Annotated in this window: 22 protein-coding genes; 3 read left to right on the forward strand and 19 right to left on the reverse strand. The window is 39.3% G+C overall.

Features of this window, described 5'->3' with window-relative positions:
- Positions 1 to 40: 40 nt before the first annotated feature.
- A complete protein-coding gene (gene acnA / locus BLR93_RS01585; protein ID WP_093210550.1) occupies positions 41 to 2,749 on the reverse strand; it encodes an aconitate hydratase AcnA in 2,709 nt (902 codons plus the stop codon).
- A gap of 406 nt (positions 2,750 to 3,155) precedes the next feature.
- On the reverse strand, positions 3,156 to 4,292 hold the full coding sequence (locus BLR93_RS01590) for an ATP-binding protein (RefSeq protein ID WP_245690034.1): 1,137 nt from the start codon (positions 4,290 to 4,292) through the stop codon (positions 3,156 to 3,158).
- Positions 4,293 to 4,633: 341 nt separating this feature from the next.
- Between BLR93_RS01590 and BLR93_RS01595 the strand changes: the two genes are divergently transcribed.
- The gene (locus BLR93_RS01595) at positions 4,634 to 5,062 is read left to right on the forward strand and encodes a DUF2621 family protein (protein WP_093210552.1); all 429 of its coding nucleotides are present in this window, start codon (positions 4,634 to 4,636) and stop codon (positions 5,060 to 5,062) included.
- Positions 5,063 to 5,129: 67 nt separating this feature from the next.
- Here the strand turns inward: BLR93_RS01595 and BLR93_RS01600 are convergent, their stop codons facing one another.
- The 9 genes from BLR93_RS01600 to BLR93_RS01640 all read right to left on the reverse strand — a co-directional run bounded on the left by BLR93_RS01600 (position 5,130) and on the right by BLR93_RS01640 (position 11,430).
- Positions 5,130 to 5,606: a CcdC family protein gene (locus BLR93_RS01600; protein ID WP_093210554.1), complete on the reverse strand. Its 477-nt coding sequence runs from the start codon at positions 5,604 to 5,606 to the stop codon at positions 5,130 to 5,132.
- Between the two features lie 36 nt (positions 5,607 to 5,642).
- Positions 5,643 to 6,002: a response regulator gene (locus tag BLR93_RS01605; protein ID WP_093210556.1), complete on the reverse strand. Its 360-nt coding sequence runs from the start codon at positions 6,000 to 6,002 to the stop codon at positions 5,643 to 5,645.
- 14 nt (positions 6,003 to 6,016) lie between these two features.
- Positions 6,017 to 6,445, reverse strand: a complete 429-nt coding sequence (locus BLR93_RS01610; protein ID WP_093210558.1) for a Na(+)/H(+) antiporter subunit B — start codon at positions 6,443 to 6,445, stop codon at positions 6,017 to 6,019.
- Positions 6,446 to 6,510: 65 nt separating this feature from the next.
- Positions 6,511 to 7,215: a cytochrome c biogenesis CcdA family protein gene (locus tag BLR93_RS01615; protein ID WP_093210560.1), complete on the reverse strand. Its 705-nt coding sequence runs from the start codon at positions 7,213 to 7,215 to the stop codon at positions 6,511 to 6,513.
- A gap of 194 nt (positions 7,216 to 7,409) precedes the next feature.
- Entirely contained in the window at positions 7,410 to 7,628 is a 219-nt protein-coding gene (locus BLR93_RS01620; RefSeq protein WP_093210562.1) for a YneF family protein, read from the reverse strand.
- A 46-nt stretch (positions 7,629 to 7,674) separates the two neighbouring features.
- The gene (sirA, locus tag BLR93_RS01625) at positions 7,675 to 8,133 is read right to left on the reverse strand and encodes a sporulation inhibitor of replication protein SirA (protein WP_093210563.1); all 459 of its coding nucleotides are present in this window, start codon (positions 8,131 to 8,133) and stop codon (positions 7,675 to 7,677) included.
- A gap of 164 nt (positions 8,134 to 8,297) precedes the next feature.
- Complete coding sequence (gene tkt / locus BLR93_RS01630) at positions 8,298 to 10,304, reverse strand: transketolase (protein ID WP_093210565.1); 2,007 nt, start codon at positions 10,302 to 10,304, stop codon at positions 8,298 to 8,300.
- A gap of 138 nt (positions 10,305 to 10,442) precedes the next feature.
- Positions 10,443 to 10,679: a DUF896 domain-containing protein gene (locus tag BLR93_RS01635; protein ID WP_093210567.1), complete on the reverse strand. Its 237-nt coding sequence runs from the start codon at positions 10,677 to 10,679 to the stop codon at positions 10,443 to 10,445.
- 82 nt (positions 10,680 to 10,761) lie between these two features.
- Positions 10,762 to 11,430 carry a YneB family resolvase-like protein gene (locus BLR93_RS01640; RefSeq protein ID WP_093212286.1) on the reverse strand — a complete coding sequence of 223 codons (669 nt, stop codon included), beginning with the start codon at positions 11,428 to 11,430 and terminating at the stop codon, positions 10,762 to 10,764.
- Between the two features lie 300 nt (positions 11,431 to 11,730).
- Here BLR93_RS01640 and lexA point away from each other — a divergent pair, with 300 nt between their 5' ends.
- Positions 11,731 to 12,354: a transcriptional repressor LexA gene (lexA, locus tag BLR93_RS01645; protein ID WP_093210569.1), complete on the forward strand. Its 624-nt coding sequence runs from the start codon at positions 11,731 to 11,733 to the stop codon at positions 12,352 to 12,354.
- Positions 12,355 to 12,873: 519 nt separating this feature from the next.
- Positions 12,874 to 14,793: a S8 family peptidase gene (locus tag BLR93_RS01655; RefSeq protein ID WP_093210573.1), complete on the forward strand. Its 1,920-nt coding sequence runs from the start codon at positions 12,874 to 12,876 to the stop codon at positions 14,791 to 14,793.
- A 50-nt stretch (positions 14,794 to 14,843) separates the two neighbouring features.
- On the opposite strand, the gene BLR93_RS01660 is transcribed toward BLR93_RS01655, so the two are convergent.
- The 8 genes from BLR93_RS01660 to miaA all read right to left on the reverse strand — a co-directional run bounded on the left by BLR93_RS01660 (position 14,844) and on the right by miaA (position 22,173).
- A complete protein-coding gene (locus BLR93_RS01660) occupies positions 14,844 to 15,104 on the reverse strand; it encodes a holin (RefSeq protein WP_093210575.1) in 261 nt (86 codons plus the stop codon).
- A 299-nt stretch (positions 15,105 to 15,403) separates the two neighbouring features.
- Positions 15,404 to 16,741, reverse strand: a complete 1,338-nt coding sequence (gene glnA, locus BLR93_RS01665) for a type I glutamate--ammonia ligase (protein WP_093210577.1) — start codon at positions 16,739 to 16,741, stop codon at positions 15,404 to 15,406.
- 23 nt (positions 16,742 to 16,764) lie between these two features.
- On the reverse strand, positions 16,765 to 17,160 hold the full coding sequence (locus tag BLR93_RS01670) for a MerR family transcriptional regulator (RefSeq protein WP_093210579.1): 396 nt from the start codon (positions 17,158 to 17,160) through the stop codon (positions 16,765 to 16,767).
- A gap of 173 nt (positions 17,161 to 17,333) precedes the next feature.
- Positions 17,334 to 18,584, reverse strand: coding sequence for a methionine gamma-lyase family protein (locus BLR93_RS01675; protein ID WP_093210581.1), 1,251 nt, complete (start codon positions 18,582 to 18,584; stop codon positions 17,334 to 17,336).
- Between the two features lie 10 nt (positions 18,585 to 18,594).
- Positions 18,595 to 19,827, reverse strand: a complete 1,233-nt coding sequence (gene hflX, locus BLR93_RS01680; protein ID WP_093210583.1) for a GTPase HflX — start codon at positions 19,825 to 19,827, stop codon at positions 18,595 to 18,597.
- Between the two features lie 97 nt (positions 19,828 to 19,924).
- The gene (spoVK, locus tag BLR93_RS01685; RefSeq protein WP_093210585.1) at positions 19,925 to 20,836 is read right to left on the reverse strand and encodes a stage V sporulation protein K; all 912 of its coding nucleotides are present in this window, start codon (positions 20,834 to 20,836) and stop codon (positions 19,925 to 19,927) included.
- Positions 20,837 to 20,976: 140 nt separating this feature from the next.
- Positions 20,977 to 21,201, reverse strand: coding sequence for an RNA chaperone Hfq (gene hfq, locus BLR93_RS01690; RefSeq protein ID WP_093210587.1), 225 nt, complete (start codon positions 21,199 to 21,201; stop codon positions 20,977 to 20,979).
- 36 nt (positions 21,202 to 21,237) lie between these two features.
- Positions 21,238 to 22,173 (reverse strand): tRNA (adenosine(37)-N6)-dimethylallyltransferase MiaA, encoded by a 936-nt coding sequence (gene miaA, locus BLR93_RS01695; protein ID WP_093210589.1) that lies wholly within the window; start codon positions 22,171 to 22,173, stop codon positions 21,238 to 21,240.
- Positions 22,174 to 22,292 lie beyond the last annotated feature (119 nt).

Consider the following 22,292-nt stretch of genomic DNA (forward strand, 5'->3'; position numbering starts at 1 on the left):
ACTGTAATAATCAATCCATTAAGCTCAATGAACTTTAGTATTAGTTAGTTTCTAATTTATTTCGCAGTACCATTTGCAGAATTCCACCATGACGATAATAATCGATTTCCACTTCACTATCAAATCGTGCGATGGCTTTGAACTCTGTTTTGTTCCCCTGTTCATCCGTAGCAGTAACTTTTACTAAATCATGAGGTTTCACTGACTCATCGACTACCACATCAAACGTTTCTCTTCCAGTTAAACCAAGTGAATCTGCACTGTCGCCTTTTTCAAATTGCAATGGCAATACACCCATCATAACAAGGTTGGAACGGTGAATCCGCTCAAAACTTTCGGCAATTACAGTCTTAATGCCTAATAAGTTTGTGCCTTTCGCCGCCCAGTCACGAGAGCTTCCCATTCCATAGTCTTTCCCTGCAACAACTATTAAGCCTGTGCCATCTTGCTGATATTTCATAGCAGCATCATAAATAGGCATCACTTCTTCTGTCGGCCAGTAGGTAGTATAACCGCCTTCAGTGCCAGGCGCTAACAGGTTTCGAATCCGGATGTTGGCAAAAGTACCGCGCATCATTACTTCGTGGTTTCCGCGACGGGAACCATAAGAATTGAAGTTTCTTGGTGATACGTCTTTTTCTTGAAGATATTTACCTGCAGGCATATCTTTAGCAATCGCTCCTGCTGGAGAAATATGGTCTGTTGTCACTGAATCACCAAACTTACCAATTGCCCGAAGGTTATTCAATGGACGCACTTCATCTGCTTCTTTAGACAAACCTTCAAAAAACGGCGGATTTTGAATATAAGTTGAATCATCATTCCACTTGTATAATGGTTCATCGGTTGTGTTGATTGCATTCCACTTTTCATTGGATTCAAAAACTTGCTCGTACTCTTTTCGGAATATTTCTGGAGTGACTACAGTAGCCACTTCATGCTTGATTTCTTCGATGGACGGCCAGAGATCATTGAAATAAACGTCTTTTCCATCCTTATCTTTGCCAATAGGTTCATTGTATAAATCAACATCTACACTGCCTGCTAATGCATAAGCAACGACAAGCGGCGGTGAAGCCAAGTAGTTGGCTTTAACTAGCGGATGGATCCTGCCTTCAAAGTTCCTGTTACCAGACAGGACAGAGGACACCGTTAAATCACCGTCAAGGATTGCTTGCTCAATTTCCGGAGCCAGCGGACCTGAGTTCCCGATACAAGTCGTACAGCCATAGCCCACGAGGTTAAAGCCAAGCTTATCCAAGTAAGTCATCAATCCCGAATCCTCCAGATAACGCGTAACTACTTTTGAACCCGGTGCAAGCGATGTTTTCACATATGCGGGCACTTCCAAGCCTTTTTCAACAGCTTTTTTCGCCAATAAACCAGCACCAAGCATGACGTAAGGGTTGGATGTGTTCGTGCAAGAAGTGATTGCTGCAATCGCTACTGCCCCAGTTTTCATCACAGAAGTTTTTCCACTAGGATGATCGATTGATACCTCTTTATCAAATTCTTTTTCGTCCAAACCAAAGCCCTGGTTGCCAGCAGGTGCTGTTACGGCATTGGTGAATGATTCTTTCATTTTAGATAATGGAATTAAATCCTGCGGACGTTTTGGACCCGATAAATTAGGCTCTAACTCAGAAAGATTAATCTCTACTAGTTCTGTAAATTCAGGGTCTTCCTGGTCAGGAGAATACCATAAACTGTTTTCCTTACAGTATTGTTCTACCAATTCAATATGTTCTTCACTGCGCCCTGTCAAACGCAAGTAATTTAAGGATTCCTGATCGACAGGGAAAAATCCGCAAGTTGCTCCGTATTCCGGTGCCATGTTGGAAATCGTTGCACGATCAGCCAAAGGCATATCCTGCAAACCAGGACCGAAGTATTCTACAAACTTTCCGACAACATTACGTTCACGAAGTACTTGAGTTACTTTCAACGCAAGGTCAGTGGCAGTCGTTCCGTTCGGGAAGCTGCCGGTGAACTTAACCCCGATGACATCAGGGGCCGGGAAATAAGACGGCTGTCCGAGCATTCCAGCTTCAGCTTCAATGCCTCCCACTCCCCATCCTAATACACCTAAACCATTAATCATGGTTGTATGCGAATCAGTGCCGACTAATGTGTCAGGGAAAGCATCATATTCACCGCTTTCATTTTCGAGCGCGTGAACTACATTAGCAATGTATTCTAAGTTTACCTGGTGGACAATCCCCGTTGCAGGCGGAACGGCACGGTAGTTATCGAAAGCTTTTTGCGCCCAGTTCAAAAATTCATAACGCTCTATATTTCTTTCAAATTCCAATTCCATATTAGCGTTTAAAGCATCAGGTGTACCGTACTTATCCACTTGCACCGAATGGTCAATAACTAAATCAACCGGTACTTCCGGATTAATTTTGTCTGGAGCTCCACCCATATCTACCATTGCTTTTCTCAGTGAAGCTAAATCCACTACTGCCGGTACGCCGGTAAAATCTTGTAAGATGACCCTGGATGGTTTAAAAGGAACATCTTTCCCTTTAGCTTCTCCCCATTTGGCCAAACTTTCAACGTGTTCATCTTTGATAACAAATCCATCATGCTGTCTTACTAAGGATTCTAGTAATACTCTGATAGAAAAAGGCAGGCGTGAAATTTTACCAATCCCCGCGTCTTCCAGGGCTTTTAGTTGATAATAGTTATACTTTTTGCCATTAAGTTCAAATTGCTTTTTTGCATTGTAAGTATTATTTGCTGCCATAAGACTAACGTTACCCCCTTTTAAATTGTGAATAGCCGAAAGCGCTTGGATACCCCATTGTTACAACCTTCGACAAAAATATAATAGTTAAATCCACCTACTTATTTTAAATGAAATCGATTTATAAGTAAAATATTTGATCACAATTTTTCTGAAAGCTTTAAAAGATTAGAAGAATAGCAGACTCATTTAATGGTTCGGGGTTATCATGCAGAAGAAAATGCTGGAGGAAAAAAAGCGTACCTTTGCACGTATAGAATATAAGAGGCGGCAAACGAACAACTAACATATATTCCTTGCCCTTAATTGCAAGCTCGCAGTCCAGCGGAAAGAGCTTTCCTATAGAAAGATGGACACAGGCAGCGCTAAGTCGATCTTTCTATAGGAAAGACAGAAAACAACTACGTTAATACTCTCTTTTCAAGGGAATAATCACTCTGAAAGTGCTCCCTTTTTCTTTGTTGCGATAAATTTCGAGGCTTCCATTATGTTTTTCGACAATCTGGTTGGAAATCATTAATCCCAGCCCTGTACCGTCTTTTTTTGTAGTGAAAAAGGGCTCTTTGAGTTTATGAATCAGGTTTTCTGGAATTCCGGGTCCTTCATCGATGATATCTATCTGGCAGAAATCCTTATGTGTATCTGCAACAACGAATACTTTTCCTCCGTCTTTCATTGCTTCTATAGCGTTTTTAATTAAGTTAATAAATACTTGCTTGATTTGCGACCGATCACAGTAAATGTATTGTTTTTCGTCCAAATCCATACAAATATCGACATTTTTTAGCTTTGCCTGGGATTTCATTAAGGTGATCACATCGCTTAACAGCTCAGAAAGCAATTCCTTTTTCTTATCATCTGTCATAGGCTTGGAAATGAATAATAACTCAGAAGTGATTGTTTCTATTTTTTCTATTTCATCCACCATTATTTTGTAATATTCCTCTTTACGGTCAATCCCTGCCTGTAATAACTGGAGAAATCCTTTAATAGATGTTAAAGGATTTCTAATTTCATGAGCTACCCCGGCAGCAAGCTGGCCTGCTACAGACATTTTCTCTGAACGAATCATCATTTCTTCGGCTTCCTTTTTATCCTGGATATCTTTTGTCACCGAAATCAACACATCAAACGCACGTTCCTCATCGTGGACTCGCCCAATTACACTTTCCGCCCAAATATACTTTCCATCTGTATTTCTAATACTTAAATGAAACTTTTGTGATTCGCCAGACTGCTTGCTGAACTTTGTCATCATCATCTCCTGGTCGTACGGAGACAATAATTCTAAGACAGGCACACCAATTAGATCCTTTGATTTGTAACCAAGCATCTTGTAGACCGAATCAGATACATATAATACGCGACCTTTCAGGTCACAGATAGTAATCAGATCATATCCATTTTGTTCAACCCATTTGAGCATATTATTCGGGAGGTTCGCTAGCATAAATTCAGTAGCAGGGTGATGATGGTCAGCTAGCTCCATTTGTGAATGCGAGAGAGGTAGGTTCACCTCTTTATTTGTTTGTTCTGAATCCATTCATTCGTCCCCCTATCTCATATACCTTACTACTAGACTGATTATCTCAAAAAGCAGGCTATTCATCTATTCTTTTTTGCCTATTCATTACTTGAAAGCTTGTATTTAAAGACATATCCTTTTATAATAACGATATTAAAATGTAACATATTTAATGGAACCAGACAGAAAATCCAAGTAACTGCACTTCCATATTTTATGAATAAAGAAATAAAACAATTATTAGTAATATTACTATAAATATCAAAAAAATAAAACTTTTGTATGATTTTTTTCTTTTATCGTAGTATATGTCTTCCTATTTGTTTAGTATGTCAATTTTAGAAAGAATGGTGGTTTTTATGACAGGCGGATTTGCATATTTCATAGTTGCCTGGGTATTTATATTGGTTGGATTGATGGGGATCGGCGGCTTTTTTATGTTCCGCAAATTTTTAAAGCGCCTGCCGAAGGAAGATGGCAAATCCACTCTGGACTGGGAAGAGTATTATGTTAATAAGACAAAGCATATGTGGGGAAAATCTGAACTTTCCTTACTAGAAGAACTCGTATCACCTGTTCCGGAATTATTCAGGGATGTTGCACGGCAGAAAATTGCTGGGAAAATCGGTGAAATTGCTTTACAAAAGAAAAGAAAAAAAATCACCCAGGACATCCTTATCGAAGGCTATATCATTGCAACACCAAAACGGGACCACAAGTTTTTAAGAAAAAAACTTATGGAAAAAGAAATAGACATGGAGCCATATGCAGACCTCTTCGATCAATAAAACTAAGAAGACTGACTCTTTTAGCGTTAGCTGTCAGCTAATGCTTGACAATGGGTCAGTCTTCTTTTCATGTGGTCAATGTCCCGTTTAATTCCTTTTCAATTTTTGTGAATTTTAGAAGCATGGCTATTCGCCAGGACAAAATCATGCCGAAAGCTAGTAAATAGAACATCCCGCTCGTTTCGCCCACAGACACGGTTTGGCCAATGAGCACTTTGAGCACTATCCTAATCAATAGTAGTCCGAACAGGATAAATACGAAGGCCTTGGAAGGAATTAGATAAATATAGCCGTTTCTCACTTCAAAATTAGATGTTTTTATCAGAAATAAAGAAAAAATAACCCCTACGCTAACCGCCTCTATTACCTGCTGCCAGGACACTTGAAAAGCAGGAAACAAAAACATAAAAGCCCCGGTGCTCATAAAAAGCGGTGGTAAAATTATCCTTGCTTTGCTTGCAGGACGCTTCGATGCTTTCAGTCTAATAAAAACCATCGTAACAGCCATTAGCACACCTAAAATTGTGGTAGCTGTAATCAACATATTATCAACTCTTCCATGTTGTCTATGTAACCAATACTAACTAAGTACACGGTTTACAGCCTCAAGAACCCTGTTCTCATCAAAAGGCTTCACAATAAAATCCTTTGCGCCCAATTCGATTGCTTCAACTACCAGTTTTTGCTGGCCCATTGCTGAACACATAATAACTTTAGCTGTTTGATTAAACTCTTTTATTTCCTGCATTGCTTCCATCCCATTTTTCCCTGGCATAGTAATATCCATTGTAACAAGGTCTGGTGTTAATTGCTTGTACAATTCAACCGCTTGTTCTCCGTTCTCCGCTTCCCCCACCACTGTATGGCCGCCATTCTTGAGGATACCGGATAGAGTCACCCTTATAAATTTAGCATCATCGACAATTAATATATTCGCCATCAAATCCCCCCTAACTAATCACGGTCGCTTGCAATAGATAAAATGATTGTCATTGTGATTCCTATTACAGTCAGATAAACGCCCAAATCGAATAAAAGCGCTGTGGCCAGCTCTTTATCTCCCAAGAAAGGAATATGAAAATGGCCAAACGTTTGACTAAGAAAGGGCTGCCCAAACAAAAAAGATCCTAAACCAGTAATGAGTGCGATCAACAGCCCGACAGGGATCATATAGCGAAAATTTACAGGGATTACTTTTTTAACGGCTGCTTCGCCATAAGCCATGTACATGAGAACGATAGCTGATGCTGTCATTAATCCCCCAATAAATCCTCCCCCCGGGGCATTGTGACCTGCCAGAAACAAATAAATAGCGAAGGCAAACAATATAAAGGATATTAAAATTGTCGCCGTTCTAAGAATCAAATCGTTTGTGCGATGCATCCATAAAACTCCTTTTCTATATCAGTAATTCTATCATAATACAAACTTCAGCCAAATTCCATTACTTATAGCCCATAAAAGTCAAACCAGCCTGCCAGGAAAGAGGTCAGAGCAGTTAACCAGTCAAAAAATAAAGCAATCCCCATAAAAATCATAACGTAGCCGCCTATTTTCACAAGAAACGGCCCATTCCGCTTGATCCACTTCATCTTACCAACAAAAAATGACAAAATTAGAAAAGGCAGAGAAAAACCTAAGGAATAAGCTGTCATCATCACAATCCCTAAATCAGGGTTTTCAGCCGACAAAGAGATGACAGCTCCTAATATAGGACCGGTGCACGGCGTCCATCCCATTGAAAATGCCATACCAATAATGAATGAGCCAATAAACCCGCTCGGGCGGTTCCGGAAGACAATTTTACGGTCTTGCATTAAGAATCGGATGTTCAATACTCCTATAATCACCAAACCAAAAAATACTATTAATATGGCCCCGATCTGGCGGATAGCATCCTTCCAGACAATCAAAAATTCCCCTATAAAGGTAGTGAAAAAGCCGAGCAACAAAAAAATACTGGAAAAACCGAGCAGGAACAGTATCGTATGTAAAATACTCTTCCCATTAAGCATCCCATTTTCTTCTTTAATATCATTTACACTCATACCAGTAATATAAGATAAAAATGCAGGGTATAATGGTAACACGCAAGGAGAAATAAAGGATAAGAATCCTGCTCCAAAAGCGATAAAAACATTCAATTCGGACATAATCTTGCCCCCTAAATAATAGTTCTTTCCCTTTATTTTATCAAAATAATGAACCTTCATTGTGACAACTAAATGAATTTATGCCTGCACATATAAATCCCTTGCCACTAAAAGTGTACAAGGGATTTTATATGTGCAATGCTCAAAAGTATCTATAAGATATTTTCAAAACACAGATGTCTGTATTCATTCCGTTATTTTGTCTGATTGTTCATTGCACGCATCATTTGATTAATTTTCTTTTGCGATGGCTTCTGGCCCATCTGCATCATCATTGTGCGCAGCATTTGCTCATTAATTGGCGGGTTTTTCTTTAAGTAATTCATCATATATTTTCTTGCAATGAAAAATCCAAGAGCAACACCGGCAATCAATGCTACTATAGCTATTAAAACGACCCAAATCGTGCCCATGTCAAGCTTTCCTCCTATCATGTTGTCTCTCATACAGTATAGTAAATCAAAGAAGAGAATACAATAGCTGCTTATTTAATCTGTGATAACTTTTGTGGACAGGCGAAACCCATCCATACTTTTCGGATTCCGTTTCTATGATAAAGAAATTCCTGTCAAATTTTCTTAGCGTCTGAAAAAGTATCTCTTCTGCCGCTTCCATACTCTTCGAACTACCGGATAAGTATCGATCGCCTAAAAACAAATTCAATTTGTTTCCTTTGGTTTGAATACTAATATGCCTGCTCTCTTCAAATTGAAACCTTCCTGGTGCCAAGCATTGTTTCATATGCTTTAGTAATCGATCTACCGGAACTTGATGGACTACATACGCAAATTGTTTCATCAAAATCTCATTTTCCGGCTGAAGATGGCATTGCTTTAGAAATCGAAAGAGTACGTCAGAACGATAAAAATAATGACGGTGAAACTCTTCCTCAATCCAGTAAATAGAATAATCAGGCATTTACTTGTCCTCCCTTAATTTGAGGACAATTATACACAAAGTTACTTGAAACTGTTGTCAAACCACGTATAAGAATTCGACGAGTTTTGTCGAAAGCCGCAGCGAAGATGGATTGTACACATAAGGACCCCCCGGGCTAGGTAAAGCCTGGGGGGAGAGAATAGTTACCCTTTAATTAAAGATTCAGCTTGGCTTACTACGTTATCTACGGTAAATCCGTATTCTTCCATAATCTTTTCGCCATTTGCTGACGCTCCGAAGGTTTCAATTCCTAATACTATCCCTTCATCTCCTACATATCTTTCCCAGCCGAATGGCGATGCCATTTCTATCGCCAGACGTTTTTTGACAGAAGGAGGAAGTACTTTCTCCTTGTATGCTTTGTCCTGGTTTTTGAAGCGATCCCAGGAAGGCATGCTGACTACGCTGACATCATAGCCTTTCGCTTTTAATTCCTTTTGTGCTTTTACCGCCAGCTGTACCTCGGAGCCAGTAGCTAGAAGTAAGGCATCTGGAGTTTCTTTTGTTGCTGGACTAATAACATAAGCACCCTTTTTAACCCCTTCATAGGCATTTTCCTTCGTACCTTCAATAGTCGGAAGCCCCTGACGAGTTAAAACCAATGCAGTCGGTGTTTTACTGGATTCCAATGATAGTTGCCACGCTGCTTTCGTTTCATTACCATCTGCCGGCCGAATAACTGATAGGTTCGGCATCGCTCGAAGAGACGGTAATTGTTCAATTGGTTCATGAGTAGGACCATCTTCACCAACAGCTATAGAATCGTGGGTAAATACATATGTGACGGGCAAGTCCATTATTGCTGAAAGCCTTACTGCCGGGCGCAGGTAGTCACTGAAAACAAAGAAAGTACCGGCATATACTTTCAATCCGCCATGCAATGCCATGCCATTAAGGGCTGCTGCCATTGCAAATTCTCGTACCCCAAACCAGATATTTCTGCCTGAGTAATCATTTCTGGAAAAGTCTCCTGCATCCTTTACAGTTGTTTTATTTGAACCTGCTAAGTCTGCACTGCCTCCGAAGAAGTACGGTACTTTTTCAGCAATTGCATTAATCACTTCTCCAGAAGAAGCACGAGTAGCAAGCTTGTCTTTTTCAGGCTCAAAGGTCGGAAGCTCATCAGCCCAGTTTTCTGGAAGCTCACCCTTCATCGCTAATTCCAATTCTTTACCCAACTCAGGAAATTCAGCTTTATACCGTTCTAAAAGAGCATTCCACTCAGACTCTGCCTGCTTTCCGCGTTGTACAATTTTCTGATTAAAATCTTCATATACCTCTTCAGGAACATGGAATTCTTCGTGTTCCCATTCGTAGGCTTCTTTTGTCAATTTTATTTCGTCAGCGCCAAGCGGTGCACCATGTGACGCGGCAGAGGCTGACTTGTTAGGCGAGCCATATCCAATAATTGTTTTCACTTCAATGAGTGTCGGCTGATCTGTATTTGATTTAGCCTCTGTTATTGCCTCGCGAATAGCAGCAACGTCGTTTCCATCTTCTACACGGATGACTTGCCAGCCGTATGCCTTAAATCTATCTTCAACATTTTCCGAAAAGGATTGGGATAACTCTCCATCAAGAGAAATATCATTTGAATCATATAAAGCAATTAATTTACCTAATTTTAAATGGCCTGCTAGTGAAGCCGCTTCATGGGAAATCCCTTCCATTAAATCTCCATCACTCGTGATAGCGTATGAATAATGGTCGATAACAGGATAGCCTTCTCTGTTATATTTAGCAGCTAAGTGCTTTTCTGCCATTGCCATACCAACAGTCATAGCCAGCCCCTGGCCGAGCGGTCCTGTTGTTGCTTCTACCCCATCCGTATGATGGACTTCCGGATGCCCTGGAGTTTTAGAACCCCATTGGCGGAATCCCTTTAAATCCTCGATCGACAAGTTATACCCGGATAAGTGTAAAAGGCTGTATAACAGCATCGAACCATGTCCTGCTGACAGAACAAAACGGTCCCTGTTAAACCAGTGAGAATTTTCCGGGTTGTGGGACATGAAATCGGTCCACAATGCATAAGCCATTGGGGCTGCACCCATCGGTAGACCTGGATGGCCTGAGTTCGCATTTTCAATCGCATCAATAGATAAAGTACGTATGGTATTAATAGAAATTTTTTCTGTTTTATTCACCATTATCTTTATGTAACCCCTTTCTAAGTCAACAGTTTAAGTACAATTAATATCCTATAATGAAATAACAAAAGAAACAAGTATTACAGTATGCCCATTATATGATTCCGCTGTAATACTTGTCAAAATTGTTCTATTGTCTTAATGGTTATTCTTTTCACGGTTTTTTAAATCTTTTACTTTCTGGGGAGTTACATCTTTACCTTCCGGATCGACGACTGTCATACTCTTGAATTGGTTTTTAAAAGATTTTCTAACATTTTTCAAGTATTCTTCTCTAAGGGTTTTTTGCTCTTGTTTCTCTTTAGTGGTCAATCCTTCAGCTTTTGCTTTTTTGGCAAGTGTATTAATTCTATCCAATTTATCTTTTGAAAGCATAATAAACTCCTTTAACCATTATGGTATATGTTTAACTGATAATAAAAAAACAAGCCCCGAAGAACTTGTCTTTTTTTATATCTTATCTTTTGTCTGTATGAGAATCAAGCGAAACATATTCCTTATATCTCCTGTGCACCGTTGCCTTTGAAACAGGATAACCAAGTCCTTTAAGCGTAGCCGCGATTTCCTCAAACGTTAATTTATTACCCTTTAGCCTAACAACTTCTTCGATAGGAAATTCTATTCTCTCTCGGCCGGACCCATGATTTTGATGGGAAAAGTTCCTGCTCGGATCATATCCCCGCTCGATTGCTTTTTTCATGCCTCGCTTTATTTTCATGTTATGGATTTTTCGTTGGTATTCCTCCACAATGCCTACAATTTGCAAAACCATTGAATCGGATTCAGATAATTGAAGTTTTCCTTGGTGTGAAACCGAAAAAACAGGGACATCAAGCTTGTTCAGTTGATGAAATAAAGCGATTTTCGTATTCCCTCTGCCTAATCTTGTCTCATCCTGAATTAATAGACAATCGGCCCTTTTGGCTGTAAAAAGTTCCAACATAGAAAAAATACCTTCCCGCTCGATTTCATAGCCGCTTTTCTTTTCTTCAATAACCTGAATGATTTTCATGTTTTTGCTTTTAGCCATTTCTAACAATTCGTGTTTCTGCCGCTTTAAGGAAGTTTCCTGTTCTTCTTTCTCCGTACTTACCCGGCAATAGATAACAGCCTTCCAACTCTCCAAGTTCTCCACTATATGTCATCCTTTATCTGTCAGTAAACTATTTGATTAACTAGTAACCATTGAATAATACATAAACCCTAACGTCAAAAAAAATAAGGTAATATAAAAGAAATCCACTTTAGTCAACTTTTGAAACATGTAAATCCGCCTCCTAAAAATAAGAACCTCTGTTCGTTTGTATATTTCTATTATATACGAACACAGGTTCTTGTCAATGATTTTTTCGAACGAATGTTTGTATATCGATGGTAGCCATGGTATAATATTCTCAATAAATACTATGTCCGAGGTGTTATATAAATGACTAAGTTATCAAAAAGACAGCAAGCAATTTTGGAATATATTAAAGACCAGGTATTGGATAAAGGTTATCCACCCTCTGTAAGAGAAATCGGCGAAGCTGTTGGACTAGCTTCCAGTTCAACCGTCCATGGCCACTTATCAAGATTAGAGAAGAAAGGCTATATCAGAAGAGATCCGACCAAACCACGCGCCATTGAAGTACTCAGTTTGGAAGAGGCAAACGATATACCGACTGGCGAAGCAACATTTGCTCCAGTTATTGGTAAAGTTACTGCCGGGATTCCAATTACTGCCGTAGAAAACATCGAAGAGTATGTGCCATTGCCAAACACTATTGCGAATCCTGATGAAAACATATTTGTTCTAGTCATCGAAGGAGAAAGTATGATGGAAGCAGGAATTCTTGATGGTGACATGGTGATCGTTAAACAGCAGCAGACGGCCCAGAACGGGGAAATTGTTGTGGCTATGACGGATGATGGAGAAGCAACGGTAAAGAGATTTTTCAAAGAAAAAGACCATATCAGATTACAGCCGGAAAACGCGACAATGGATCCGATTATACTGAACAATGTCTCGGTTCTGGGCAAAGTGGTTGGCTTATATCGTCATATTCAATAAACAGGGTTCTACTATATAAATAGATAACAAAAAACCCAAATCAATAGATTTGGGTTTTTTGTTTCTCTGCTTGAATATATAATTGCAAAACAAGTAGTTTTGTAGTTAGTTGGTTGCTTTTTGATCTTGTTCATCTGAAAGCGGGAAAACTACCAAGAAGGCGAAGTAACTGAGGAGAAAAACATTCACGAAAAACAACCAAATAGAAGAGAAGTTGTATATTTCCTGAAAATTGTTCGTAACTGCAAAAACTAATACTGCAATCATTATAAAACCAAGATACTTAATAAAAAACACCTCCCCTTCGTAGATTTTATAATTTTTCAAAGAAAATGTCCAAAGTTTTTTTATAGTTATAAGGGTATCCATTATAATGATCCCCCCCTATCAGACATGCTTATATCGTTCTTTTCAAGAAAACCTATGCCCCAAATTTCATCTTTCAAGATAATTATTAGAGACAAGATATTAAAAAACTGATAAAGTTTATAATTATGAAAATTAAAGGAGCCTTCAAAAGTGAAAACCACAGTTTACAAATTTTCTTTGTTCTCATTCATCATTATTTGTACATTATTTTATAATTCTTCCGTTCCTTCTCATGCCGCAAATTCAGACCAATTACTCGTAGGTTATGAAAATAATAAAAGCAAAGAAGCCATTATAGAAGAAAGTTCCCAAGTAGTTCATCAATTTCAAAACATTCCTGCAATGTTGGTTTTAATTCAACCCGATAAATTAGAATACCTGCATGAAAACTATGAAATTTCTTATACAGAAAATAATCTAGACCTTGAATTAACGTATGACAAAAGTAATAAATTAGAAGACCATCCTATTAACGATACTGTCATTGAACAATGGAATATAGAAGCGATTGGCGCTCCTTCAGCATGGCAAGAAAGTTTAACAGGAGAAAATATTAAAATAGCAATAATTGATACAGGTATCAGCGATCATGCTGATTTGGCGATATCTGACGGAATTTCCACCGTAGATTACACGACTAGTTGGAAGGATGATAATGGTCATGGAACGCATGTAGCAGGGATAATTGGAGCTAAGCAAAACAAAATAGGTATCGTTGGGGTTGCTCCGACAGCAGACCTGTTTGCTGTAAAGGCTTTAGACAATAACGGAGAAGGCAACCTAGCTGACTTAGTTGAAGCAATAGATTGGGCAATTCAACAAGATATGGATATTATAAACCTTTCCCTGGGCACGTCTCATGATAGTCAAACATTGAAAGAGATTATAAAGAAAGCTTATAGTTCTGGGATTTTAATAGTAGGAGCAAGCGGGAATAACGGATCAGAAAGTTCTTCAGTAAGCTATCCCGCAAAATATCCTGAGGTTATTGCTGTTTCCGCCATTAATAAAGACTTATTGATCGAATCCTTTGCATCAACTGGAACGGAGGTTGAATTGTCAGCACCTGGCACGGAAATCACGAGTACCCATTTAAATAATCTGTATGCCAAATTTACCGGAACATCGCAAGCATCCCCTCATGTTACCGGGATGCTGGCTTTATTGAAACAAAAACATCCAAACCTTTCTAATAGAAGATTACGGGAAATCATAGCTGATAACTCACTCGATTTGGGCGAATTAGGAAGAGACTCATTTTATGGGCATGGGATGATAAATTACTCTCAATCTGATATAAAACCTCCGGCAGAAGTATCTGGTGTAAAAGTTACGAATTATACAAGCAACTCAATTACTATCAGCTGGGATAACCCAGATGATAAGGACTTAGCCAAAGTGAATTTGATTATTAATGAAAATGCCCAAACATCAGTAAGTAGAGTTGATAAATCTACATTTACATTTTTTGATCTAGCACCTGATTCCCTTTATGAGATCATTATTAAATCGGTAGATAGTTCAGGAAATGAATCGGAAGGTTTTAAAATCTCCACACGAACAAAAGAAGAAAAAGTTGAAGATAATATTAGGAATAACCAAAAAGAGGTTAATCCTAAAGAAGTTATTTTAAAGGAAGAAAAACCTTTAGAAAAAAAGCGAGAAGAAAGTGAAGAAAGTGAACAAAGTAACAAGAAACCCATAAAAAATTCACAAGAAAAAGACACTAAAAAAACACCAGCCAAAGAAATAGTAAAAGATAATGTAAGAGAGTCAAAAAAGAAAGAGGAGAATTTAAAAGAAGTTTCTATTCAGGATTCTTCTTCACCAGCTAAATCCCCACCCTCTAATGGTAGGAAAGTGTCTGAAGAAATGAATACACCTGTAAAACAAAAACAGGCATTACAAGCGGCACCTAAAGAAAACGATGCCTCAACAATAAGAGAAATTAAAGATAAATCAAAAAAAGATAATGATATTACTACAAACTTTAAAGAAATAGTAGCTTTTTTAACTATCTTTTTAGAACTATTCGAACGCTTTATAGGGAAGTTACTTTCGTTTTCTTAAGAAATTGAATTAAAATGCCATCCATAAAGAATAGACGCTCATAAGAGCGTCTATTCTTTAGTACTACCCTCTCTTTTCTTTACTAATTCAAACAATCCTGTGCCCCCCAAACCGGCCAGACCGCCTGCCCATAAACGAAGGACAAGGTCCATTTCAGTAAATGGATAAGCTGCTGCGCCAATCAATACGCCAATTAGCAGACTGATAGATGGAATAATGTTTTTCGGCATAGTGAATGTTTTTTTCACCAGCTCCACCAAAGCCGACACTATTGGCAATAGTACGGAAGCAAAAATCAATACTTGTTCCATAAGACCACCCCTTTATATCTTATTTACAACAAAGCTAAATAAGACATAAAGAATAGCTTATCGAGTGTCACTGATTACTCTTTTTAACAGCCTTTTTCGTTATCTCCCGGTTGTTAAAACCATTGTCGCTGAAAGCATTATTGTTGTTCCGATTGTTTTTAATCGGCCCGCCTTCCGTATCAAACTCCTTTTCACTTCATAAGTTATTGTTTGTCCTTTGAGCTTAACAATACATCTGTTCAACCCGTTCCTCAAGAACAAAAATCCCTCAGTGCCTGAGCACCAAGGGATTAATCAATTTAGTAAGTTTGCAGGTATTGCTCGCGTTCCCAAGGGTGTACTTGTGTACGGAACATATCCCATTCGATTTCTTTTGCTTCAACAAAGTGTTCGAATAAATGTTCACCTAGAGCTTCTACAATAATTTCGTCTTTTTTCAATAATTCAATTGCATTATATAGTGTAGCCGGTAAATCTTGGACACCATTTTCTTCTCTTTCTTCTTTATCCATTACATAGATATTTCTATCTACGGCAGTAGGTGCCTCCATTTTATTCCTGATACCATCCAGTCCTGCTGCAAGCATTACCGACATAGCCATGTACGGGTTTGCTGCCGGATCTACACTGCGAACCTCCACTCTTGTACTCAATCCTCTTGAAGAAGGAACACGAATTAGCGGACTTCGGTTCAATCCAGACCAGGCTACATAACATGGGGCTTCGTAACCAGGTACCAATCTCTTATAAGAGTTAATCGTAGGGTTAGTTACTGCTGTGAAATTCGTTGCGTGCTTAATAATGCCTGCAATGAATTGGTAAGCAGTTTCACTAAGTTCCAATTCTCCTTGAGAATCAAAGAAGGTGTTTTTGCCGTCTTTAAATAAAGACATGTTTGAGTGCATTCCCGAGCCATTAACGCCAAACAATGGTTTCGGCATGAATGTTGCATGTAATCCATGCTTTCTGGCGATTGTTTTAACTACTAGTTTAAAAGTTTGAATGTCATCACAATGCTTTAGCGCATCGGAATATTTAAAGTCGATTTCATGCTGTCCAGGAGCTACCTCATGGTGGGAAGCTTCAATTTCAAATCCCATTTCTTCTAATTCAAGTACAATATCGCGGCGGCAGTTTTCACCTAAGTCGGTAGGAGCTAAATCAAAATATCCGCCTTTATCATTCAATTCCAGCGATGGTTCTCCTTTTTCGTCCAATTTGAATAAGAAGAATTCCGGTTCTGTACCGATGTTAAATGCAGTGAAACCTAACTCTTCCATCTTTTTCAGGTTTCGTTTTAAGTTATAACGAGGATCTCCTTCAAATGGAGTCCCATCTGGATTATAAATATCACAAATGAATCTAGCGACTTTACCCTTTTCAGAAGTCCAAGGGAATACAACAAAAGTATCAAGGTCTGGGTATAACTTCATATCAGACTCTTCAATACGGACAAAACCTTCAATGGACGAGCCGTCAAACATCATTTCATTATCAAAGGCTTTTTCTAACTGACTTAGAGGAATCTCAACATTTTTAATTGTTCCCAGCATATCAGTAAACTGTAGTCGGATGAACCTTACATTTTCCTCTTTGATTTTTTTCAGGATTTCTTCTTTAGTAAATTTAGCAGCCATTTTGTTTCTCTCCTCCTATATTATTAATGGAAGAATCGTGATAATTCTCCCTGGCGCAACGATGCTTTTCCCAAACGGCCAGTATTGTAAAGTTCCTTTTGCAAAAGTTTTCTTAACTCTTTTTCCGACAATTCCGGGGCTTGTTCATTTTCTTCCAGATGTTTCGTTGTCGGAAGATCTTTAATATTAAGTACTTGTTTAATACCAGCCAGGTTAATCCCTTTTTCAATCAGTTCCTTAATTTCGAGCAAACGATCTACATCATTAAACGAAAATAATCGCTGATTACCGTTTGTACGTGCGGGATGAACCAGGTTATGTTCTTCGTAATACCGAATCTGTCTCGCAGTTAAATCTGTTAAAGATTTTACAATACCTATGGAAAATAACGGCATGGAACGTCTATCCAGGTCACTCATCATATAACCCCTTTCCCGTTTGTTTTTCCATAATTCCATTATACAATCGGTACATTAATTGTCAAGAGATGTTAGCTTTCTTCACATCAAAAAATTAAAAATTCCTGTAATTTTCTGATTATAATCCCCAAATAAAAAGAAAAGCCGGAGCTTTTCTTTTTTGGAGTCAGCTATCAGGTGGTTGATAAATACCCTAATTCCTGAAGCTGCTTAACTGCATCTGTTACTGCTATTTTCACATGGGCATAAGTTAAACCGCCTTGGACAAAAGCTGTGTACGGCGGACGGATTGGACCATCGGCAGTAAGTTCCAGGCTTGCCCCTTGAATAAAGGTTCCTGCCGCCATGATTACTTCGCTGTCGTACCCAGGCATGGAGGATGGATAAGGCATTACGTGAGAATTGACGGGAGATGCTTTTTGAACAGCCTGGCAAAATGCTACCATTTGCTCTGCTGTCGAAAAGTTAACCGACTGGATTAGATCTGTCCTATGCTCCTGGTAGGCGGGCGACGTGCTAAATCCAGAGCGTTCTAAATACAAGGAAGAAAACACAGCTCCTTTAACCGCTTCCCCTACCATATGGGGAGCTAGGAATAAACCTTGAAACATCTCCTGAAGCATGCCAAGGCTAGCACCTGTTTCTTTACCAAGACCAGGGGCTGTCAGCCGATTGGCACATAGCTCGACTAATCGTTTTGCTCCTACAATATATCCGCCAGTGCGAACAATACCGCCTCCGGGATTTTTAATCAGTGAACCGGCTATTAAGTCGGCTCCTACATGCAAAGGCTCTTTAGTTTCCACAAATTCTCCGTAACAGTTATCAACGAAAACGATTGTCCCTGGAGCTAACTGTCTGATATATCGAATCATTTCTTCGATTTGCTTAATCGAAAAGGAGGGTCTGTCCTGATAGCCTTTTGACCTTTGAATTCCGATTACCCTGGTGTTTTCAGTGATCGAGTTCTCAATGCCCCGCCAATCGACTCCTCCCTGCTGAAGAAGCGGAACGCTATGGAAGCCGATTCCGAAATCCTTTAAGCTGCCAAGATTATTATTATCCCCACGGCTGCCGACAACCGCTTCCAATGTATCATATGGTCTGCCAGTGATATAAAGTAACTCATCATCAGGCCGCAGCAATCCGAACAAAGCAGTAGTAATCGCATGTGTGCCGGATACGATTTGCGGGCGTACAAGCGCATCTTCCCCGCCAAATACCTCTGCGTAAACTGCTTCAAGAACTTCTCTTCCAAAGTCATCATAGCCATATCCAGTAGTTGGGTTAAAGTGACTGTCACTTACTTTGTGGTTCTGAAATGCCCGAAGTACTCTACGTTGGTTTGTTTCTGCTGTATCACTTGCCAATTTTAGTTGTAATTGAATATCTGCTTCTACTTGTTCTATCATATTCTCAGTCATTGTTCTCCTGTTACCCCTTCAGCTTGTAATTCAGCGGATGCTGTGAATCTATATAGCCAGTGACCTGATAACCTTCAGGGTCCTCCTGGTATTCCCTGTCCATGACAACTGTCTGCCTGGATATCTTTTGCAGAAAACGACTATCGGAGGCAGGTATGAACACTTGATAATACTCCCACTGGTCAATCAGCTGTTGTTCAATTTCATTTAAAACCCTTTTTAAATCAATGGGATCATGAGCACTCACAGTGATAGATGGGTATGCCGACGGGATAAATTCCTCTTGCAAAACATCTTTTTTATTATAAACTGTCAGCATCGGCAAATTTTCCGCTCCCAGTTCCTTCAGCAGCTTATTGACAGTCGCCTGATGGTTCTCTTGATCAGGATGGGAAGCATCAACCATATGGAGGATAAAATCGGCCTCAGTTACTTCCTCCAATGTAGAGCGGAAGGCAGCGATCAAAGTTGTTGGAAGATCCTGAATAAATCCAACGGTATCCGTAATCAATGCAGCAAATCCAGAAGGGAGCTGAATTTGCCTTGTCATTGGATCCAATGTAGCAAATAATTGGTCCTCCTCTAAAGACTGGCTTTTCGTTATTCTATTAAAAAAAGTGGATTTCCCAGCATTGGTATAACCTACTATGGCAATCTGGAATGCTTTATTCGCTTTTCTCCGGCTTCTATATTGGGCACGTTGTTTGACAATGCTATCGAGACGGGCCTTAATATCATCAATCCTTCTTCTGATATGCCTGCGGTCTGATTCCAGCTTTGTTTCCCCGGGACCGCGAGTCCCTATCCCGCCTGCTAAACGGGATAACGACTTACCTTGCCCATAAAGACGCGGCAGCATATACTGAAGCTGGGCAAGTTCTACTTGGAGCTTCCCTTCCCTGGTATTGGCCCGCTGGGCGAAAATGTCTAAAATTAATTGGCTTCTATCAATAATCCGCACGCCAAGCCGTTCGCTTAAATTCTTGGACTGGCTTGGGGAAAGCTCATCGTTGGATATTACCAAATCGATCTCCATGTCCTCAACAAAACCAGCTATTTCCTCAATTTTCCCTTCTCCAAGATATAGACCTGGATGAATCCTTTCACGATTTTGGGTAACTATTTTCAACACATTTCCTTGTGCGGTTTCTGTTAATGACTGCAATTCACTTAGTGATGATTGAAAGCGATCTTCATTTTGTCTTGGATAACGAACAGCTACTATTAAAACTTTTTCCTGCATGGTTTATGACCTCTTTCTCTAATTCTGCTATCATCATACCAAATAATAATCGGAATTAAAAACGGGTAAGCCCTGCATCGAAGGATGCAGGGCTTACTTACTCCAAACTCAAATCATGTTTCGTTATTAACGTTAATTCTTTGGTTGAACAATTTTGTTTTTTGATAAGCCTGACAGCATGCTTTCTTATTGACTTTTCCAAAACATTTCTGACAAAGCGGGCATTAGAAAATTCTTCCTGCCGACTTTGCTGTCTCATCAAATACTCCTGCAGCTTCCACTCCGCTTCTTTGCTGAATTGGTATTCTCTCTCTGCCGCCATCTGTTTTGCAATATCAAGCAGTTGATCGATTGAGTAATCATCAAAATCCAATACAATCGGGAACCGGGATTTCAATCCGGGATTAAGCGAAAGAAAATGTTCCATTTCGTCCGGATAGCCAGCTAAAATAAGAATGAAGTCTTTGTGGTTATCCTCCATGTGTTTTACCATTGTATCAATTGCTTCTTTTCCAAAATCCTTCTCTCCGCCGCGGCCTAACGAATAGGCTTCGTCTATAAACAGGACACCGCCGGAAGCTTTGTCAATCAAGTCTCTTGTTTTTTGGGCAGTGTGGCCAATATACTCCCCTACCAAATCAGCTCTTTCAGCTTCGATAAAGTGACCTTTCGATAAGATGTTCATCTCAAAAAATGCACGGGCCAGTTTCCTGGCGACAGTGGTTTTCCCAGTTCCTGGATTTCCTTTAAATAACATATGGAGTACTTGCTGCTGTGTTTTCAGTCCTGCTTTTTCCCTTTTTTGGTTAATGTGTATCGATGCATATATTTCTTTAATCGTTTCTTTTAAGTTTTCCATTCCTATGAAGGAAGCAAATTGTTCGTCGATCCCAGCAAAAGGGTCATAGCTGGCTTGCACCTTGTCATCTTTATCCGTTGAAAATTTTTGTTTTTCATTTAAGATGATATTTATCTGGCCGTTTCGTTTTAGTGATACTTGAGATTCCACATAACCACCCCTTATTCACGATATTATATGGAATAAGCAGTAAGTTTGTGACATTGGCCCAGATAAGTGGAAAAGCAGGCATCCTTCCATAGGATACCTGCTATGCTTTTTAATGACGGCATTTACGGTTGTTTTAAAAATTACTCTTTTTCCAATGTGACGTTTTTAACAGGGGCAAAAGTAGAAATTGCGTGTTTAAATATCAATTGTTGCTTCCCATCTGTATCAAATAATACAGTGAAATTATCGAAAGCTTTGACGGTTCCTCTTAATTGAAATCCGTTAAGCAAAAAGACAGTAACTTGAATCCGTTCTTTTCTAAGCTGGTTTAAATAGTGGTCTTGAATATTTACCGATTGAGACATGATCTTTCCTCCTCTTTTTATCTGTATTATGTAATTCTATTTTTTATCCAGCATTCCTGCTAAATCGGATAAAATAATTTCAAACTTTTGCTGTTTTTGTTCAGGGGTGATTTCATACCATTCTACATTCAACTTGTTCTTAAACCAGGTAAATTGGCGTTTCGCAAACCTGCGGGAATTTCGTTTAAGCAATTGTACAGATGACTCTAAACTGGCCTCTCCTTTAAAATATGGGAGGAATTCCTTATAACCGATCGCTTTCATTGATTGGGCTTGCTCCAATCCTTGATCATACAGTTTCTTTACCTCTTGCAATAATCCTTGCTCCATCATTTGATCGACCCGCTGATTGATGCGCTGGTACAGCAATTCACGATCCATTTCTAAACCGATAAAAATCGGCTGATAGTCAGATTCCTGCTGCTGATTAGCTTGGTACTCGCTCATTGGCATCCCGGTGGTTTCGTAAACCTCTAACGCACGGATCACTCTTCTTTTGTTGTTTGGATGAATTTTTTTCGCCTGTTCCGGGTCTACTTCCTGTAGCCTTGCAAAAACAGTTTCAATCCCCTTTTGTTCAATTTCTTCTTCAATCTGCATATGAAATCCTTCATCTCTTTTCTGCTCGGAAAAATTGTAGCCATACAGAGCAGCCTGAATATAAAGCCCTGTGCCCCCAGCAATGATTGGTAACTTGTTCCTTTCAAGGATATCCTCCATATGGTGCCTTACTAACAGCTGGAAATCAGCTACGGAAAAAGCTTGATCAGGGTTTTTGATATCAATCATATGATGAGGAATACCTTCTGTTTCTTCTTTGGTAATCTTGGCTGTCCCTATGTCCATCCCTTTATAAATTTGCATGGAATCACCGCTGATAACTTCTCCTTGAAAACGTTTGGCGATTTCGATACTAAGGCTCGTTTTCCCTACGGCAGTCGGGCCAACGACAGCTATGACGAATGGTTTCATTTTCATACTCCTAGTTCTTAAATAAATTTAACCAAAGTGCAGGTAACTATACTTTCCTGGTGGACTTCCATTATACATTATCAAACATTTTTAGCAATCTTCCAATGAACGGCTATTTT

The organism is Sediminibacillus albus (assembly GCF_900101125.1).
GTDB classification, from domain to species: Bacteria; Bacillota; Bacilli; order Bacillales; family Amphibacillaceae; genus Sediminibacillus; species Sediminibacillus albus.

What these genes read in the sequence shown, in the direction of transcription:
- miaA (WP_093210589.1), bottom strand. Translation starts at nt 22,173, where the DNA reads ATGAAACCATTCGTCATAGCTGTCGTTGGCCCGACTGCCGTAGGGAAA.
- BLR93_RS01590 (WP_245690034.1), bottom strand. Translation starts at nt 4,292, where the DNA reads ATGGATTCAGAACAAACAAATAAAGAGGTGAACCTACCTCTCTCGCAT.
- BLR93_RS01615 (WP_093210560.1), bottom strand. Translation starts at nt 7,215, where the DNA reads ATGTCCGAATTGAATGTTTTTATCGCTTTTGGAGCAGGATTCTTATCC.
- BLR93_RS01605 (WP_093210556.1), bottom strand. Translation starts at nt 6,002, where the DNA reads ATGGCGAATATATTAATTGTCGATGATGCTAAATTTATAAGGGTGACT.
- BLR93_RS01675 (WP_093210581.1), bottom strand. Translation starts at nt 18,584, where the DNA reads ATGACTGAGAATATGATAGAACAAGTAGAAGCAGATATTCAATTACAA.
- BLR93_RS01600 (WP_093210554.1), bottom strand. Translation starts at nt 5,606, where the DNA reads ATGTTGATTACAGCTACCACAATTTTAGGTGTGCTAATGGCTGTTACG.
- sirA (WP_093210563.1), bottom strand. Translation starts at nt 8,133, where the DNA reads ATGCCTGATTATTCTATTTACTGGATTGAGGAAGAGTTTCACCGTCAT.
- BLR93_RS01610 (WP_093210558.1), bottom strand. Translation starts at nt 6,445, where the DNA reads ATGCATCGCACAAACGATTTGATTCTTAGAACGGCGACAATTTTAATA.
- BLR93_RS01595 (WP_093210552.1), top strand. Translation starts at nt 4,634, where the DNA reads ATGACAGGCGGATTTGCATATTTCATAGTTGCCTGGGTATTTATATTG.
- hfq (WP_093210587.1), bottom strand. Translation starts at nt 21,201, where the DNA reads ATGTCTCAATCGGTAAATATTCAAGACCACTATTTAAACCAGCTTAGA.
- glnA (WP_093210577.1), bottom strand. Translation starts at nt 16,741, where the DNA reads ATGGCTGCTAAATTTACTAAAGAAGAAATCCTGAAAAAAATCAAAGAG.
- tkt (WP_093210565.1), bottom strand. Translation starts at nt 10,304, where the DNA reads ATGGTGAATAAAACAGAAAAAATTTCTATTAATACCATACGTACTTTA.
- lexA (WP_093210569.1), top strand. Translation starts at nt 11,731, where the DNA reads ATGACTAAGTTATCAAAAAGACAGCAAGCAATTTTGGAATATATTAAA.
- acnA (WP_093210550.1), bottom strand. Translation starts at nt 2,749, where the DNA reads ATGGCAGCAAATAATACTTACAATGCAAAAAAGCAATTTGAACTTAAT.
- BLR93_RS01620 (WP_093210562.1), bottom strand. Translation starts at nt 7,628, where the DNA reads ATGGGCACGATTTGGGTCGTTTTAATAGCTATAGTAGCATTGATTGCC.
- BLR93_RS01635 (WP_093210567.1), bottom strand. Translation starts at nt 10,679, where the DNA reads ATGCTTTCAAAAGATAAATTGGATAGAATTAATACACTTGCCAAAAAA.
- BLR93_RS01660 (WP_093210575.1), bottom strand. Translation starts at nt 15,104, where the DNA reads ATGGAACAAGTATTGATTTTTGCTTCCGTACTATTGCCAATAGTGTCG.
- BLR93_RS01670 (WP_093210579.1), bottom strand. Translation starts at nt 17,160, where the DNA reads ATGAGTGACCTGGATAGACGTTCCATGCCGTTATTTTCCATAGGTATT.
- hflX (WP_093210583.1), bottom strand. Translation starts at nt 19,827, where the DNA reads ATGCAGGAAAAAGTTTTAATAGTAGCTGTTCGTTATCCAAGACAAAAT.